The organism is Sphingobium agrisoli, assembly GCF_041877245.1.
Taxonomy (GTDB): Bacteria; Pseudomonadota; Alphaproteobacteria; order Sphingomonadales; family Sphingomonadaceae; genus Sphingobium.
The window spans coordinates 105,835-123,297 of sequence record NZ_JBHDJI010000002.1 but is presented as its reverse complement, the minus strand read 5'-3'; the positions used below and the strand labels follow the sequence as shown (position 1 = coordinate 123,297).

The 17,463-nt window shown below is 65.4% G+C and carries 13 protein-coding genes and 1 pseudogene; 11 read left to right on the top strand and 3 right to left on the bottom strand.

Annotation, left to right across the window (positions count from 1 at the left end):
- The first annotated feature begins 141 nt into the window (after positions 1 to 141).
- Positions 142 to 972 carry a 23S rRNA (adenine(2030)-N(6))-methyltransferase RlmJ gene (locus tag ACETPF_RS04890; protein WP_373933186.1) on the top strand — a complete coding sequence of 277 codons (831 nt, stop codon included), beginning with the start codon at positions 142 to 144 and terminating at the stop codon, positions 970 to 972.
- Between the two features lie 81 nt (positions 973 to 1,053).
- On the opposite strand, the gene ACETPF_RS04885 is transcribed toward ACETPF_RS04890, so the two are convergent.
- Together ACETPF_RS04885 and ACETPF_RS04880 are read right to left on the bottom strand one after the other, a co-directional pair.
- The gene (locus ACETPF_RS04885; RefSeq protein WP_373933185.1) at positions 1,054 to 2,394 is read right to left on the bottom strand and encodes a sensor histidine kinase; all 1,341 of its coding nucleotides are present in this window, start codon (positions 2,392 to 2,394) and stop codon (positions 1,054 to 1,056) included.
- Positions 2,384 to 3,793: a sigma-54-dependent transcriptional regulator gene (locus tag ACETPF_RS04880; protein WP_373933184.1), complete on the bottom strand. Its 1,410-nt coding sequence runs from the start codon at positions 3,791 to 3,793 to the stop codon at positions 2,384 to 2,386. Before ACETPF_RS04880 ends, ACETPF_RS04885 begins: the two co-directional genes overlap by 11 nt.
- 421 nt (positions 3,794 to 4,214) lie before the next feature.
- On the opposite strand from ACETPF_RS04880, the gene ACETPF_RS04875 reads away from it, so the two are divergent.
- From ACETPF_RS04875 to ACETPF_RS04845, 7 genes are all read left to right on the top strand, one after another.
- A complete protein-coding gene (locus ACETPF_RS04875) occupies positions 4,215 to 5,531 on the top strand; it encodes an efflux RND transporter periplasmic adaptor subunit (protein ID WP_373933183.1) in 1,317 nt (438 codons plus the stop codon).
- 11 nt (positions 5,532 to 5,542) lie between these two features.
- Positions 5,543 to 6,235 (top strand): ABC transporter ATP-binding protein, encoded by a 693-nt coding sequence (locus tag ACETPF_RS04870; protein WP_373933182.1) that lies wholly within the window; start codon positions 5,543 to 5,545, stop codon positions 6,233 to 6,235.
- Between the two features lie 24 nt (positions 6,236 to 6,259).
- Positions 6,260 to 8,764, top strand: a complete 2,505-nt coding sequence (locus ACETPF_RS04865; RefSeq protein ID WP_373933181.1) for an ABC transporter permease — start codon at positions 6,260 to 6,262, stop codon at positions 8,762 to 8,764.
- A gap of 182 nt (positions 8,765 to 8,946) precedes the next feature.
- Positions 8,947 to 9,522, top strand: a complete 576-nt coding sequence (locus ACETPF_RS04860) for a MarR family winged helix-turn-helix transcriptional regulator (protein ID WP_373933180.1) — start codon at positions 8,947 to 8,949, stop codon at positions 9,520 to 9,522.
- Positions 9,523 to 9,595: 73 nt separating this feature from the next.
- Positions 9,596 to 10,102 (top strand): 2Fe-2S iron-sulfur cluster-binding protein, encoded by a 507-nt coding sequence (locus ACETPF_RS04855; protein ID WP_373933179.1) that lies wholly within the window; start codon positions 9,596 to 9,598, stop codon positions 10,100 to 10,102.
- Entirely contained in the window at positions 10,099 to 11,085 is a 987-nt protein-coding gene (locus ACETPF_RS04850) for an FAD binding domain-containing protein (protein ID WP_373933178.1), read from the top strand. The genes ACETPF_RS04855 and ACETPF_RS04850 overlap by 4 nt, the downstream gene beginning before the upstream one ends.
- On the top strand, positions 11,082 to 13,394 hold the full coding sequence (locus tag ACETPF_RS04845) for a xanthine dehydrogenase family protein molybdopterin-binding subunit (protein WP_373933177.1): 2,313 nt from the start codon (positions 11,082 to 11,084) through the stop codon (positions 13,392 to 13,394). The genes ACETPF_RS04850 and ACETPF_RS04845 overlap by 4 nt, the downstream gene beginning before the upstream one ends.
- A 316-nt stretch (positions 13,395 to 13,710) precedes the next feature.
- Here ACETPF_RS04845 and ACETPF_RS04840 read toward each other — a convergent pair whose 3' ends face one another.
- Positions 13,711 to 13,902 carry a TauD/TfdA dioxygenase family protein gene (locus ACETPF_RS04840; protein ID WP_373933176.1) on the bottom strand — a complete coding sequence of 64 codons (192 nt, stop codon included), beginning with the start codon at positions 13,900 to 13,902 and terminating at the stop codon, positions 13,711 to 13,713.
- 392 nt (positions 13,903 to 14,294) lie between these two features.
- Between ACETPF_RS04840 and ACETPF_RS04835 the strand changes: the two genes are divergently transcribed.
- From ACETPF_RS04835 to ACETPF_RS04825, 3 genes and pseudogenes are all read left to right on the top strand, one after another.
- Positions 14,295 to 15,638, top strand: coding sequence for an LLM class flavin-dependent oxidoreductase (locus ACETPF_RS04835; RefSeq protein ID WP_373933175.1), 1,344 nt, complete (start codon positions 14,295 to 14,297; stop codon positions 15,636 to 15,638).
- 47 nt (positions 15,639 to 15,685) lie between these two features.
- Positions 15,686 to 16,291: pseudogene (locus tag ACETPF_RS04830) on the top strand (FAD-dependent oxidoreductase); the annotation flags it as partial.
- 275 nt (positions 16,292 to 16,566) lie between these two features.
- Complete coding sequence (locus ACETPF_RS04825; protein WP_373933174.1) at positions 16,567 to 17,340, top strand: class II aldolase/adducin family protein; 774 nt, start codon at positions 16,567 to 16,569, stop codon at positions 17,338 to 17,340.
- Positions 17,341 to 17,463 lie beyond the last annotated feature (123 nt).

The window sequence follows — 17,463 nt, the reverse complement described above, 5'->3', positions numbered from 1 at the left end:
GGCGTCCGCCGATCCGCCGCAACGATATGAAGTGAACGGGCTGGACTCTTGCGTGCTCGGCGACACTAGCGCGGCCACAGCTTCGCTTTGCAGAAGGTTGAGACCATCGTGTAGAGGCCACTCACCAAATTCTGAGTCACAATGAATTATCGCCATTCCTTCCATGCTGGCAACAGCGCCGATGTCGTGAAGCACGCCCTCCTGATCGCTCTGGTGCGGGCGTTGCAGCAGAAGGAGGGCGCGTTGACCCTGATCGACACCCATGCCGGTTGCGGGCTGTACGACCTTGGCAGCGACGACGCGCAACGCACCGGCGAGGCCGTGCACGGCGTGCTGCGGGCCTTTGCCAATAGGAATCCCTTGCTGGACGACTACCGCGCCGCCGTGCAGGCGATGAATGCTGGCGGCGAGCCGCACCTCTATCCCGGTTCGCCGAAGATCCTGGCGCAGCTTTTGCGGCCACAGGATGTCCTGATCCTCAATGAAAAGCACCCGAAGGATGTTTATGCCCTGCGCGGTGTGATGCGGGACAGCAATGCGGCCGTGCATCACCGCGACGCCTACGAACTATGGCTGGCCATGCTGCCGACCCGCACCGCGCGCGGCATGGTGGTGGTCGACCCGCCTTACGAGCAGACGGACGAGCGGGCTCGCATCACTGCCACCCTCGCCGCCGCTCACCGCAAATGGGCGCATGGTGTCACGGTGATCTGGTTTCCGCTGAAAGACCGCGCGACGCATCGGCAGTGGAAGGAGCAGTTGCGCAAGCTCGGCATCCCCAAACTGCTGCGGGTGGAGCATTGGCTGTACGACAGCGAGCAACCCGGCATCTACAACGGCGCCGGCCTCTTCATCGTCAATCCGCCTTACGCCTTCACGCAGACATTGCCGCCTCTGCTCGAGGCGTTGCGCGAAGCCTTGGCACCAGAAGGACATAGGGGCGACATCATATCGGGTTGGCTGGGCGCTTAGGACAAGCGCGTCGCGGGCGGCGGCGGGAAGGGGCGCCGAGATCATCACCGATAATGTCGCAGAGCGATGTTTGCCGAGGCCTCAAATCGTGAGGCGGAACAAGGCGCCGCCCGATGCTGCGCTGTCGATTTCGATGCTGCCGTCATGCGCCAGCAGCACCTGCCGCGCGAAGCTCAGTCCGATGCCGCTCCCGGTCTTCTTGGTGGTGAAGAAGGGCAGGAAAATATCGTGTCGCAGCGCTTCGGGCACGCCAGGGCCATTGTCCGCCACCTCGATCCGCGTGCGCCCTGCGCCGGTCGCCGCGATGGTGATCGAAACCTCCGGCCGGTCGCGATGACATTCCGCCGCGTCGGCCGCGTTGCGCAGCAGGTTGATGACGACCTGCGCCAGCAGATCCGGGTCGGCGTCTATCCGGTGGTCGGCCGGCGTGACGTCGACGGCAAGCCGGACGCGCGACCGATCGGCGTCGGCGGCGAACAGCTTGGCGAGCTCGTCGGCGAACGGCCGGGCGGCGAAGAGACGGCGATCGACCTGCGGCGGGCGGGTGATGGTGCGATAGGTTTCGACGAAATGCATGACCCCGTCGGCGCGGCGGGCCAGCGTATCGACGGCCGCGCGGGCGTCGGCGATCAGCGGATCGCGGCCATCGTCCGCCTGCTCCATCAGGTCCGACGCGGTTCGCGCCAGCGAAGTCACCGGGGTCATGCTGTTCATGATTTCATGCGTCAGCACGCGGATCAGATCGCTTTGCGCCGCCACCTCGACCGCATTCAGCGCCTGCTGGATCACCTGCACCGCGATGACCCGCGTCGCGCCGCCGATCCTCGTCAGGCTGGCGCAGCGGACCAGCACGCGCTGCGGTCCGATGTCGGTTTCGATCAGCATGGTCTGGCTGCGGCCGGGCTCCAGCCCGGTGAGCGTCGCGGCGAAATGGCCGCCATAGGGGGCATAATCGTCAGGGCGGACGCCGACATGGCGGTTGAACAGCTTGCGTGCAGCCTTGTTCACCGGCTCGATTCTGCCGTCGGGATCGATCGTCAGCAGGGCGGCGGGCGCGTCGTCGGCGAGCGCTTCGTAGAAGCGTGACGCTTCCTGAAGCCGCACCCGATCGTCGCGCAGCTTGCGGATGCCGCGATCCAGCGCCTCGCCCAGCCGGTCGAAGCCGCTGTCCGATCCGGGGCGAGCGAAGCGGGCCTGCAAATCGCCGAACTCAATCGCCTCGACGAAGCGCGCCAGTTCGAAATTGGCGCGCCGAACATGCCGCCACAGCCCGATCCCGCTCATGAGGACGGCCGCCGCGCAAAGAATCCGAACCGCGCCGAGATCAGGGGTCAGCAGCGACCAGGCGAAGGCGGCGAGGCAGACCATCGCCATGGCGAGGTGAAGCGCCAGGCCCAGCGTATAATGACGGTCAAAGCCCATGCTTTTCCATGCGGCGATAAAGGGATGCGCGCGTGAGACCCAGTTCGGCCGCAGCGCCGGAGATGTTGTAGCCATGCTTGGTCAGCGCCGCTTCCACCAGCCGACGCTCGACCCGCTCCAGGTTCATGTCGTCGGGCACAGGCGTGGCTTCGACGACAGCCGTCCGATCGACCCGGGCCGGCGTGGCCGCGTCAGGCCCGCGTAGCGGGATGTCGTCGATCGTGAAGGGCGCGTCGCCAGCCAGGATGACAGCCCGTTCGATCGCATGACGCAGCGCGCGGATATTGCCAGGCCAGTCATAGGCGAGCAGCGCCGCCATCAACTCCGCCGCGATCGGATGCACCGTCCGCGCATATTTGCGGGCATAGAGCGCGTGATAATGCGAGACCAGAGCGGGAATATCCTCTCGCCGATCGCGCAACGGCGGCAGCAATATCTCCACCGTGTTGAGCCGGAACAGCAGATCCTGACGGAAGCGCCGCTCGTCGGCGATCTGGCCGGCGCTGAGATTGGTGGCGGCGATCACGCGGATATCGACCGGCACCGCCTTGTTCGCGCCGACCGGCGTTACCTTGCGCTGCTCCAGCGCGGTCAGCAGCTTGGGTTGAAGGTGCAGCGGCAGGTTGCCGATCTCGTCGAGAAACAGCGTGCCGCCATCGGCCGCCTGCAATCGGCCGATCCGATCGGCGCGCGCGTCAGTAAAGGCGCCCTTCACATGGCCGAACAGTTCGGAATCGATCACGCTTTCGGCCACCGCGCCGAGATCCACCGGCATCATGATCCGGCTGGCGCGGCGCGAGCGGCGATGAAGTTCGCGCGCGACCAGTTCCTTACCCGTGCCGTTCTCGCCCAGAATGAGGACATTGGCGTCCGTCGGCGCGGCGCGATCGATCAGTTGCTGGACCCGTGCCATGGCGGGCGATGATCCCAGCAGCGGGGTCTCCCCCGGCGGCGCGGCGGCGATCAGCGCGATCTCGTCCCGCTCCGCCGCGATCCGGCGCGACGCGCGCAGCGAGGCGGCGGTTCGGACCGTGGCCAGCAGCCGTTCGTTCGACCAGGGTTTGGTGACGAAGTCGGTCGCGCCCCGCTTCATCGCCTCGATCGCGACCTGAACGCCGGCGTGAGCGGTGATCATCACGATCACGGCCTGGGGATCGCGCTCCAGGAAGCGGCCGAGCCAGGCGAAGCCTTCCGCCGCGTTGGTGGCCCCGCGCGAGAAATTGGCATCAAGCAGGATCGCTTCTGGGGTCCGCCCGCCGGTCGCGGCAAAGGCCGCCTCGGGATCGGGGAAGATCAGCACTTCGGCAAAAATACCGCGCAGCAGCAGACGCGCGGCCAGCAATATGTCGTCATCGTCGTCGATGACCACGCAGAGATCAAAAGGCTTTGCCTGGCTCATGTGTCCACTTCCGTACAGCGCCTGTCCAGAACCGTGCAATCAATATCCATGCCAAAACGCGGCTTTGCATCGCGCGGGTGCGGATTGGGGCGCGTCAAGGCGGTTGGCACGGGGCTTGCGAAAGGCTTGAACGAAGAGCGGTGTCCCCCGCTCAGCCGGAGACCCGTGATGCACCGCCATTCCGCCCTGTTGCTGCCCAAATTGCTCGCCGCGAGTTTCGGTTTAGCGGCTGTTTTGTCGGTGATGATCGCGCCACAGGCGGAATCCCGCCCGATCGGGTGCGAGTTACCGCGACGCGCGGCAGCCGATTGCGCTGGCCCGCGTTGCGGCGCGGAAGCGATCGCCCGATGCAAGCCCTATCTCGCCTGATGTCCGAAACCGGACAAGATATGACCGATATCGGACAGGAGAGCGGCCCGCGATGAGCGTTGTCACCATGCAGACCGATGCCCGGCCGGCCGAGCAGCCTCGCAGCGGGGGCGCGATGGACCGGGTCGTCGCCCGTCGCACTCTGCCGTTGCGCGCGAAGATCGGCCTCGCCGCCGTGGGCGCGGCCGCTTTGCTGGGCATCGGCTGGGTCTATCTGCCGCGTGGCGACAGCCAGACCGTGCCTGCGGACCGCATCGCCATCTCGACGGTGACCGAGGGCCGGTTCGACGATTTCCTTCCCCTGCGCGCGCGCGTCACGCCACTCGTCACCGTCTATCTCGATGCCATCGAGGGCGGCCGGGTCGAGGACGTGCTGGTCGAGGATGGCGCGACCGTCCAGAAAGGCCAGCTGCTTGCCCGCCTGTCCAACGCGGAACTGCAACTATCCGTGCTCGCCCGGCAGACCGAGGTGACACAGCAGCTCAATTCGATGCGCAGCCAGGAACTGGCGCTGTCGCAGACCCGCTTGACCAATGCGCGCGCCTTGCTCGAAGCCGATCTCGACCTCAAGAAGGCGCAGCGTCAGTATGAACGGGAAGCGCCGCTGGCCGCGCGCGGGTTCGTCGCCGGCCGGACCTTCGCCGACACGCGCGACGGCTTTGCCTATCAACGCGACCGGCGCGCCGTCCTGGCGCAGGCGCAGCGCACCGACGAGCGGCTTCAATCGAGCCAGCTGGCGCAGCTGCGCGCCTCTGCCGACACGCTGCAATCGAGCCTGGCGGTCGCGCGGGGCAGTTTGGAAGCGCTGAACCTGCGCGCGCCAGTAGCTGGCACCGTCTCCGCCTTTTCGATTCAGGTCGGACAATCGATGGCGCGCGGCGAGCGGCTGGGCCAGATCGACAGCCCCGGCCGCAACAAGCTGGTCGCCGGCATCGACGAATATTATCTGCCCCGCGTCCAGCCGGGCCAGGCTGCGGCCGTCGACTGGAACGGCAAGTCCTACCGGATGAAGGTCGCCAAAATCTATCCGACCGTCCGCAACGGCCAGTTCGAGATCGACCTGCAATTTCTGGACGGTGAACCGCCCCAGATTCAGCGCGGCCAGACGCTGCAAACGAAACTGACGCTGGGCGACCCGGTCCGGGCGCGGCTGATCCCCAACGGCAGTTTCTACAATGAAACCGGCGGCAGCTGGGTGTTCGTGGTGACGCCGGACGGCGGCGAGGCGGTGAAGCGCGCCGTCCGCCTTGGCCGGCGCAACGCCGACTTCATCGAAATTCTCGACGGCCTCCAGCCGGGCGAGAAGGTTCTCACATCCCCCTATACCGGGTTCGCCGACAAGGATCGGCTGGTCCTCGAACGCGAATGAAAGGCAAAGACATGACCCAAGCGATGCTAAGCCTGCGAGAACTCAGCCGTGTCTATCGGACCGATCTGGTCGAAACGACAGCGCTGGACGCCATCGACCTCGACATTTTCGAAGGCGAGTTCGTCGCGATCATGGGACCGTCGGGCTGCGGCAAGTCGACCCTGCTGAATGTCATCGGTATGCTCGACGGTCCGTCGAGCGGCTCCTACCGCTTCGGCGACATCGAGGTCGGCGGCCTGCCCGAACCCAGGCTGGCGGGCATCCGCAAGACGCATCTGGGCTTCATCTTCCAGAGCTTCAACCTGATTGACGAGCTGACCGTCGCCGAGAATATCGAACTGGCGCTGCTCTATCACGCCATCCCGCCCGCCGTCCGCAAGGCGAAGGTCGCGGCGGTGATGGACCGGGTCGGCATCGCCCATCGTGCGCGCCATCGGCCCAACCAGCTGTCGGGCGGACAGCAGCAGCGGGTCGCCGTCGCCCGCGCCCTCGTCGCCGAACCGCGCCTCATCCTCGCGGACGAACCCACCGGCAATCTCGACACCAGCCATGGCGAGGAGGTGATGAAGATGCTCCAGACGCTCAATGCCGAAGGCGCGACCATCGTCATGGTCACCCATTCGCCCGCCCATGCCGACTATGCCAGCCGCGTCGTCCACATGCTCGACGGCCGCATCCTCCAGGAACGCCGCCGCGCCGCCTGACATCCCTGATCACGGAGACCAGCCATGTGGCGCAACTATCTGACCGTCGGCCTGCGGTCGCTGCTCAAAAGCCGGACCTATGCGGCGATCAACATTTTGGGGCTGGCGACCGGCATGGCCGCCTGCCTCATCATCCTGCTGTTCGTCCGCAACGAGCTTACCTTTGACGCTTGGGTGCCGCAGGCGGACCGGACCTTCCAGTTCCAGACCTTCTACACCGATCCCAATGGCGGCCAGCAGAACAACCTGCAAATGGCCCCCTATGTCACGCAGGCGGCGCTGCGGAAGGATTTTCCGCAGATCGCAGCGACCGTACATCTCCTATCGGCCGGGCCGGTCGTGCTGCGTAATGGCGAAGCGAGCGAGATCGAGGACATGAACTATGTCGACGGCCCCGTGTTCGACGTGCTCGCCCTGCCGCTGGTCAGGGGTGATCCCCGCACCGCGCTTGCCCGGCCGGGCGACATGGTACTGTCACAGAGCGAGGCGCGGCGACGGTTCGGCGATCATGATCCGATGGGCCAGACTTTGACGCTGGTCTCGCGCGGCAGTTCGGCGGATTATCGCGTGACTGGCGTGCTCAAGGATTTGCCCAGGGCCTCGCACCTCAAAATCTCGATGCTCGCGCGCTACGATCCGGTCAGCTATTGGGCCGACACGCCCGATTTCCTGCGGCAATGGGGCTGGCAGTCGGGCTGGGTCTATGTCCGCCTGAAGCAGGGCGCGGACGCGGCGGCGATCAACGCCCAGCTGCCGAAATGGGAAAAGCGCAACATTCCCGACGAGTTTTTCGGCGGCCGCCGCCTGAACCAGGGCGACGACATGGATTTCGCGCTGACCAATATTCGCGACGTGCATCTCGGGAGGGCGCAGGGCGGGGCGATGGCGCCGGGCAATGATCGCGGCTCGATCGTCACCTTCGCCATCGTCGCGGTGTTGATCCTGGGCATGGCCTGCGTCAACTTCGTCAACCTGGCGACCGCGCGCGCCAGTCAGCGTGCCCGGGAGGTCGCCCTGCGCAAGGTGCTGGGGGCCAATCGCCGCCAGCTGATCCTGCAATTCATCGGCGAATCCATCCTGATGTCGGCAGTGGCAATGCTGGTCGCGCTGGCGCTGACCGAATTGCTGCTGCCGCTGGTCAGCCGGTTCCTCGACGCAGAGCTGACGCTGCATTATTTCGGCGGCGGCGGTCTGATCCTGCCCATATTGGGCCTTGTCCTGCTGGTGGGGGTGGCCGGGGGCGTCTATCCCGCCTTCTACCTGTCCCGCTTTCAGCCCGCGCGCGTGCTCAAGGCGAACAAGTCGGCGGCCGACGCCGAAGGATCGGGCCGGTTGCGCAGCGCCTTGGTCGTCGCGCAGTTCGCGGTGTCGATCGGCCTCATCATCTGCACGGCCGTCATCTATGCGCAGACCCTCTATGCGCGCCATTCCGACCCTGGCTACCAGCGCGAAGGGCTGATCCAGATCGCCGGGATCAGCCGGCGGCAGCTCGCGCCGATACTCGAAACGATGGTACGCGAGATCGAAAGGGTCGACGGCGTCGTAGCGACGGGCCGCACGACCATCGGCATCGATACGAAGAACAACACCAATAACGGCGTCATCGTGCCCGGCCGCGAAGACCCGATCAACATGGGCGTCTATCAGGTCGACACCCAATTTTTCGACACGATGGGCATCAAGCTGCTGGCGGGGCGCGCGTTCGACATCAATCGTCCGATGGACGATTCGAACCGTCCCTTTCCGCAAGACCCGGCGGCCGAACGCGCATTCGCGGCGCGCGGCGCCAATGCGGTGATCAACCAGCTTGCGGTTCAGCGGCTCGGCTTCCGCTCGCCGCAGGAAGCGATCGGCAAGCAGGTCCGTATCGGCCTGGTGCAGGATGAATATGGCGGCAGCGTGCCAGTCACGATCATCGGCGTGGTTCAGAATTCGCGTTTCCGTTCGGTTCGCGATCCCATTGACCCGATCTTCTTCTTCTACGACCGCGCTCGCCATAACGAGATGCTGGTGCGCTATCGCGGCGATCCCGCCGCGGTGCTGGGCCGGATCGAAGCGGTATGGAAGCGGCTCGCGCGCGACGTGCCCTTCACCGCCCGGTTCGGCGACGACATCGTCCGTGACCTGTATCGCGCCGAGGAAGCGCGCGCACAGGCCTTCGCCGCCTTTGCGCTCCTGGCGGTGATCGTGGGCTGCCTCGGCCTGTTCGGGCTGTCGGCCTTCACCGCCCAGCGCCGGACCAAGGAGATCGGCATCCGCAAGGTGCTGGGCGCCAGCACACTGCGGATCGTGCAGTTGCTCGTGTGGCAGTTCAGCCGCCCGGTGCTGATCGCCAACCTCATAGCCTGGCCGATCGCCTGGTGGGTAATGCGCGACTGGCTCAATGGCTTCGACGCGCGGATCGCTCTGACGCCGCTGCCGTTCCTGCTGGCGGGCGGGCTGGCCCTGCTGATCGCGGTCGCGACCATTGGCGCGCACAGCTTTCGGGTGGCCCGCACGAACCCGATTCATGCTCTGCGCTATGAATGAGGAATTCCATACGCACTACTGCCGCGCCCTACGCGGCACAGCCCCAGCACCGGATCGCGCCGCCTGCGCCCGCATCACATTCATGCTAAGCCAGCCGTTCGGGATAGGGTTGTCGCAGCCGATCGGCTTCAACCTGCCGTGCTGCTTATGACATGCGCGAACGTCCCTCCGCCGTCTGCGATGTGCGTGAACCCGATGTCGGGGGGACGCAGGTCACGTCGGCACACGAGGACGTGATTGGGCCGCTCGATCACCAGCTTACGCAGCAGATACCGATTCACGCGGTCGCGCTTCTCGCGCAGGCGAAGACGCGATATGCGGGCAGAATGAGCGATCCGACCGAAGACCAGCTCGCCGCACTGAGCGCCGCGTTCGACACCTTCGCGCGGCGATACAAGCTGGCCGACGCCCGACGTTCCGAGCGGCCGCTCGCCGAGTTGGACAAGGCCGTGCTGCTCTATGTCGCGGACCATGCCGGTTGCGGGCCGACGGATGTCGCGCGCTTCCTCGCGGTGCCGACGACGACCTTGTCGTCGGCGACGGATCGGCTCGTGAAGCGAGGCTTCCTGAAGCGCGAGCGGATCGAAGTGGATCGCCGGGCGGTCGCGCTGACCCTGTCCGAGGCTGGTGCGGCCCACGCCCAGGCTCAGGTCGAGAAATATCGGCAAATGTATATGCTGATGCTTTCGCGGCTGTCGGCCGAGGAACGAGATCGGTTCATCGCGATGATTACAAAGATCGTCTACAACGAAGATTGAATAGTCCGAACTTCGTAGTATCTTGTGGATGACATCGCACGAGTCGCGTCGCGCGAACGGATGGAGCCAAGTCATGACGATATCTGTGAACGGCACAGAAGTTCCGCCGCCCGGCGATGCCCGGGTCTCGCTGCTGGATTTGCTACGCGAGCATCTTCATCTCACCGGTACAAAGAAGGGCTGCGATCAGGGTGCCTGCGGCGCGTGCACAGTTCTTGTCGATGGCCGCCGCGTCCTGTCCTGTCTGACCCTGGCGGCTCAGGCGGACGGTTGCGAGGTGCGGACGATAGAAGGCCTGGCGGGTGAAGACGGGGATCTTCACCTGTTGCAGCAGGCCTTCGTTGCGCATGACGGGCTGCAATGCGGCTACTGCACGCCCGGCCAGATCTGCTCGGCGATCGGCATGGCGGAGGAACTTCGCCGAGGCGACCCAAGCTACGTGACATTCGATCTCGCCGCCTCACCGGTCGCAACGCGCACGGAGATACGCGAGCGCATGAGCGGCAATCTCTGCCGTTGCGGCGCACATAACGGGATCGTCGAGGCGATCGAGGCGATGCTGGTGGAGACAGCGGCATGACGCCCTTGACTTACGGTCGCGCTACGGATCGGGCCGACGCGCTTGCTCGCGTGGAGAGTGGCGCACGGTTTCTGGGCGGCGGGACCAACCTCGTCGATCTTCTGCGGCAGAATGTCGAACAGGCGAGCGACCTGGTGGACGTCAGCCTTTTGGAGGGCGCCATCCGGGAAACCGATGGTGGCGGGCTGATCATCGACGCGTCAGTCAAGAACGCCGCCGTCGCTGCCGATCCGGTCGTGCGCCGCCGCTACCCGGTGCTTGCGCGCGCGTTGCTCGCCGGCGCCTCCGCGCAGATCCGCAACATGGCCACGGTCGGGGGCAATATCCTACAGCGTACGCGCTGCATATATTTCTACGATGTCGAAGGCGCGCGCTGCAACAAGCGGCAGCCGGGCACCGGATGCGACGCGATCCATGGATTTAACCGCTATCATGCCATTTTGGGCGCGTCCGATCAGTGCGTCGCCACCCATCCTTCCGACATGTGCGTGGCGCTCGCCATGCTCGATGCGGTGATCCATCTCTCCGGGCCCGATGGCGACCGGTCAGTGCCGCTGAATGATTTCCATGTCCTGCCCGGCGCTACGCCTCATGTGGAAACCGTGTTGAAACCGGGCGAACTGATCACCGCCGTCGAACTGCCGCCTCCTTCTAACGTGCTGACCCACGCCGAATATCGCAAGGTCCGCGATCGCTCCAGCTATGCCTTCGCGCTGATCTCCGTCGCGGGCGGCCTGGCGGTCGCCGACGGGCGCGTAACGCAAGCCCGCATTGCACTCGGGGGCGTGGCGGCCAAGCCCTGGCGGGCAAGAAAGGCCGAAGCGGCGCTGGTTGGCGCGACGCCGACGCCTGAGGCTTTCCTTGCCGCGATGCGCGAGGAGCTGGCCAGCGCGAGGCCGCTGTCGGGCAACGGCTTCAAGGTCGGCCTCGTAGAACGGACCGTGGTCGCCGTCCTGACCGCCCCTTCAGGAGCACCCGCATGACGAAGCTGCAAAACGCCATCGTCGGCGGCGTGCGCGCCGTCATCGGCCAAGTGCCCGAAAGCTGGTTGCCTGGAGGCACGCCCGATCCGCTGATCGACAAGCGCGTGTCGTTGGGCGAGCAGCAATCGCGGGTCGATGGACCCGACAAGGTGCGCGGGGCGGCCCGGTTTGCCGCCGAAGTCGCAATGGAGAACCTGCTCTACGCCGCCTTCGTTCATTCCACGATCGCGCGCGGCCGCATCGCCGATGTCGATGTCTCCGCAGCCGAGGCGGCATCCGGCGTCGCGCTCGTCATGACCTATCGCAACGCCCCCAAAATGAGCGTTCCGCCGCCGATCGGCATGACCAACCTCAAGGCCGCGGGCAATCATACATTGCCGATCATGCAGGATCCGGAGATACGCTGGAACGGGCAGGTGGTGGCGGTGGTGCTGGCTGAAACGCGAGAGCAGGCCGATCATGCGGCCACCTTGGTCCGCGTGCGCTACGACGCCGCGCCCGCGCGCACGCGGTTCGAGGAAGGCAAGGCCAGCGCCTATACGCCCGAGTCCATCCTCGTCGAACGCAATCGCCTTGAGAAAGGCGGCCCAACCCGGAAGTTCGCCGACGCCGCCTTTCGGATCGACGCCGTCTACACGACGCCCTGGGAGAATCATAATCCGATCGAGCCGCATGCCGCGACGATCGTCTGGCGGGACGGCAAGCTGATCGTCCACGATGCGACCCAGATGATCCACGGGACCGCTGGTTCGCTCGCGAAGATATTCGGGCTGAAGGCCGGCGATGTGGAGGTAAGCTCGCCCTATGTGGGCGGAGGCTTCGGCGCGAAGGGCCTTTGGGATCACCAGATACTGGGCGCGGCGGCGGCGAAGCTTGCTGACCGGCCCGTGCGCGTCGCCCTGTCCCGCGCCAGCATGCATCGGCTGATCGGCGGGCGCATGCAAACAGAGCAGCGAGTGGCACTGGCCGCGGATGCGGACGGCAAGCTCAAGGCGCTGCTGCACCATGGCTATGGCGTCAGGCCGCTGCACAGCATCTGCGATGAAGGCTTCACCCTCACCGGCCGCTCGCTCTACGCCAGCGAGAGCTTCGATATCGTCCAGCATTATGTCGACCTCGACCTGCTGGCGAACAGTTTCATGCGCGCGCCCGGAGAGGCGCCAGGCACCTTTGCGATCGAATGCGCGATGGACGAACTGGCGCATGTCCTCGGCATGGACCCCATCGAGCTGCGCCGGCGCAACGTCGCGCGCCGCGACCCGGTGAGCGGTGCACCCCACTCGCAGAGCGCGATGATGGAGGCCTATGACCTCGGCGCGGCGCGCATCGGCTGGAACCAGCGCTTGGCCGATCCGGGCACGCGACGTGAGGGCGAGTGGCTGATCGGCATGGGCTGCGCCAGTGGCACCTTCCCATTCATGCGCATGCCCGGAACGGCTGTGCGGATTACCATCGACGCCCAGGGCAATGCCCATGCCGCCAGCGCCGCCCACGAAATGGGCATGGGAACCGCGACTGTGCAGCGGCAGCATGTCGCCGATCGCCTGGGCCTCCCGCTCGATCGTGTCACGGTGACGATCGGGGATTCGAGCCTGCCCTTCGCGAGCTTTGCCGGCGGGTCGTCGCAAACCGCGTCCCTGGCTTCGGCGATCACCGCGGCGAGTGCCAAGCTGGTGACGGACCTGCTGCGGCTGGCGGGTAACGACACGCCGCTAGCCGGCCTCAAGCCTGGCGAAGTGGAATTCGGAGATGGCGGCCTCCGCAGCGTCGAAGACCCCTCCCGCCAGGAAAGCTTCGCTTCCATCCTGCGCCGTTCGGGCCGGAGCGAGGTTAGCGTGGTCGGCGAAAGCGGCGCACCGCTGGAGATCATGAAATATTCGATGCACAGCACGTCGGCGAACTTCTGTCAGTTGCGCGTCAGCGAGGTCACGGGTGAAATCCGCATCGATCGCCTCGTCGGCGCCTTCGATTGCGGCCGCATCCTCAATGCCAAGACGGCGACCAGCCAGTTCAAGGGCGGCATGATCATGGGGCTTGGCATGGCGCTGACTGAGGAAACGCTGCTCGACGAGCGCAGCGGCCGCATCATGAGCACGTCGCTCGCCGACTATCATGTGCCGGTGCATCTCGACGTGCCCGACATAGATGTGCTGTGGACCGACATCCCCGATCCCCGCTCGCCGCTCGGTGCGCGAGGGATCGGCGAAATCGGAACGACCGGCGTAGCGGCCGCCATCGCCAACGCCGTCTTCAACGCAACCGGCAAGCGCCTGCGCGACCTGCCCCTAACGCTCGACAAGCTGATCTAGTCCTGGCCGAAATATTCGCACTCGGAAAGGCGAAGGCGAAGGGAGCGGCGTCGATGCCGCCGACATCGACCGCGCCGGCACCGAGCGCTTCGAGCAGCGGCGAGGCGGCGGGAAACAGCGCCTATTTGACGCGGTAGGGCGCGTCTTGCAGGAAGCCCCACGCTTTAAGCAGGGCGCGCGCGCGGCCGCGCTGGGCGCCTACGACCAGCTCATTGGCGTCCGCAACCGGCGCCCGCGTGCAGGCGAAGGGAAGCGCCGCGAGCGGCCAGTAGCGCAGCAGCCGCCTGGCCCCCTCGCTCCGCCATCGTCCGACCCTTTAAAGGTCCGCGTAGAGCGGTTCGTCGGCGATCAGCACGCGGTGCAGCAGGCGAGGATAGTCGCCATAATTGCGCACCGCATAATGTACTGCGGCGCGATTGTCCCAGAAGGCGACCGAGCCAAGCTGCCACGAGAAGCGGACCTGAAATTCCGGCCGCTTATGCGGGTTGATCGGCTTGGCGATGTCCACCCCGTGGATTTCCGCGCCGATGGTCGGCTGGAGGGGCGGATGTCGAGGATGTCGGCAATGCTGTCGGTTGAGGCGGTGGCCATGGAACGGTTCCTTTCCTGCGATGCGCACCCCTTTGGCGGGAGCGACGCGCCAATCGGTACGCTGGCCGGACCGTGCATTTCCCATGAGTAATTTTCGGTCGCTTATGATCGCGGGTCGCACATTACACTTTTTCGCCATTTCCGCGCCGACCTTTTGGCCGCGTGGTAGGGTGATCGAGAAGTTTCAATAATTGCGGGGGCGCGGCGCGCTTCGCTTTGAACAAAATCAGCGGTGGTTGAGCAGCACTCGTTATCCTCCCTGGCTCCCGCGCCTTAGCCTTCGCGCCAACACCGGCAGGAGAATATATCATGGGCCACGGTATAGAGCGGCAATTGCATCTGGGCGCGATATTGGAGGGCGTGGGGGCCGACCATCATAGCTGGTTCGACCCGGACCTGCCCGGCGACGCCAGCATCGACATCGGCTGGTACATCGACAATGCCCGGCTGGCCGAGGCTGCGAAGTTCGACTTCGTGTTCATCGTCGATTCCCCCTACATCACGCCGGACACCGCGCCGCATTTCCTCAACCGGCTGGAGCCGCTGACCCTGCTGTCGGCAGTGGCAGCGACCACGTCGCGCATCGGCCTCGTCGGCACGCTCACCACATCCTATTGGGAACCCTATAATGTCGCGCGGCAGTTTGGGTCGCTCGACCATATCAGCCGGGGCCGGGCGGGATGGAATGTCGTCACCACCGGCCTTGAAGGCGCGGCGCAGAATTATGGGCGCGACGCGCATTTCGAGCATGGCGTCCGTTACGCCTGCGCGCGCGAGTTCGTGGAAGTGGTCAAAGGGCTGTGGGACAGTTACGAGGAAGACGCCTTCCCCAGCGACCGGGCGGCGGGCGTCTTCCTCGACAAGAGCAAGCAGCATCGCCTGGATCACAAGGGCGCGCATTTCTCGGTTGCCGGGCCATTGGCGCTCAGCCGGTCGCCGCAAGGACAGCCGGTGATCTTCCAGGCGGGCGACAGCGGCGAAGGCCGGGCGCTTGGAGCGGCCATCGCCGAAGGAACGTTCGCGGCCTCGCAGGATTTCGAAAGCGGGCGCGCTTATTATGCCGACCTCAAGGCACGGGCGGCGGCGATCGGGCGCAACCCGGACCTGATCAAGGTGATGCCGGGCCTGGTCCCCACCATCGCCGAGACCGACGAGGAGGCGCAGGCGATAGCCGCGGCGCAGCAGGGCAGCCTCAGCATCGAGAAGCTGCTGACTCAGGTCGGACGGCTTTTCAACTATCATGACTTCTCGAAATATGATCTGGACGCCCCCTTCCCCGATCTGTCGGGCGTGACGCTCAACAGTTACAAAGGCGGGGCCGAACGTGTCATCCGCGTGGCGGCCGAGGAAAAGCTGACACTGCGGCAGGCGGCCTATCGCTTCGGCCAGTGGAAATCCGATTTCGTGGGGTCGCCCGAGACGATCGCCAAAGAAATCGAGCGCTGGTTCACCGGGCGCGCGGCGGACGGCTTCATCCTGCGGGTGACGCGGCCGGGCGATTTCGCGCTGTTTCGGGAGAAGGTCGTGCCGATCCTCCAAGCGCGCGGCCTGTTTCGCACCGACTACGCGCATGACACGCTGCGCGGGCATCTGGGCCTGCCGGTGCCCGAGCATCGGTATGTGCAGGCGCCGGTCGCCATCGCCGCGGAGTGAGCGACATCCTGACCGATCAGTGCGACGTGCTGATTATCGGCGGCGGGATGGCGGCGGCCTGGGCGGCGATCGCCGCCGCGAAGGCCGGCGCGTCCACCATATTGGTCGACAAGGGCTATGTCGGCGCCAGCGGTGTGACTGCGACCGCTGGCCCCAATCATTGGTGGATACCGCCCGATCCCGCGCGACGCCGCGAGGCGATAGAGCAGAGAGTCGCCGCTGGTCTGGGCCTTGGCGATCCGGCCTGGATGGATCGGGTGATCGATACGACATGGCGTACACTGCCCGATCTCGCGCCCTATTATCGCTTCGGATCGGACGGGCAGGGCGGCACTTACTATAGCGGGGTGCGCGGAGCGGAATATATGCGCGGGTTGCGGGCCTATGCAGCGGCGGCGGGGGCGCGCATCCTCGACCATCATCCCGCGCTCCAACTGTTGACCGACGACGAGGGCGCTGTGGTCGGCGCGCGCGGCCATGCCCGGCTGACGGGCGCGGACTGGGAGGTACGCGCCGGGGCGGTGGTGATGGCGACCGGGGGATGCGCTTTTCGCTCGGGCCTCATCGGCAGCCATGGCAATACGGGCGACGGCTATCTGATGGCGGTGGAGGCGGGCGCGGACCTGTCCGGCATGGAGTTCTCCATATACGGTCTCGCCCGCCTGGGCATCGACGCGGACGCTGCCTTATGCCTCTGTTGTCGAGGCCCCGGCGCCAAACACGATCTCGACTTCACGCAGCTTGCCGACCATCCCGCCCGGCTTGAGCTTCCAGCTCGGCCTTCACCGGCCCTTTGTGCTTCAGACTATCATAGTCCCTGAGCCACTCAGCGGCGGGCAGATCAAGGCTGCCTCCCATTCATCGGCCGTCGTTACATATCGGCATGTCCGATCGCACAGTGCAAAATTGAGTCATCTATATGACATAGATGACCTATCAATCCGGCAACGAAATCTTCCTCCAGCCCTCACTTCATATTGTCTATCGAATCAGTAGTGATTCGAGCGAGATTATGATGGCTGACGCTACTTCGCAGCTTGAACCGGGCAATGATGCTGATCTGCAGGCTTTTATCGATAGCGTGCGGGCCGACGTGGCGCACGCTGGCGAGGTGCTCACGCGGACGGGCACGTTGGCCGCGAGCGGAATCGGCTTCGTGCTACAGCGCATACCGGGGCAAGAGCGGTCAGTGTTGGCGAACTATGCCGACCCTTGGACCGGAAATCTGCCGATCACGGTCATCAACTTCGATGGTTCGGGCGACGACAAACTTGCGGCCGTCGCGGATGTCATGGCGGGATTTCAGGAAGTTTTCGTTGCCCATCCCGAGATCACCACGATCATCCACATCCATACGCCATATCTTGGCGCCTATGCCCACTCTCACAGCGAATTCCCACTGCTCTATGCTGCGGTAGCCCGGCACACCTTGTCGCGGGTCATGCCCGTTCTGATCGATCGCAGGCCTAGCGAAGGCGCACTCATCATAGATCATCTGAAGCGGGATCCCCACTTGCGCGGCGTCATCGAGGGCAATGGCGGGGCGACGTTTTGGGGGGACGGCATCATTCCGACCAACAAGTTCATTCTGTTGGCCGAAGAAGGTGCAAAATGCCAGGTTCTCGCGGCTGCGTTGGGTGGAACGCGGCAATTCGGGCCGGCCGTCCTTGACGAACAATGGTCCCGCACCGGGCTGCGATAACCGCGGCTCGACGCAGAAATCATCTCACGAGCCGGGGACGATGCTCGGCCGGCGCGGTGGCGACACCGAACAATCCCCGCAGGCCAAAAGCCTGCGGAACCACACGCAACACGTTTGGACCGG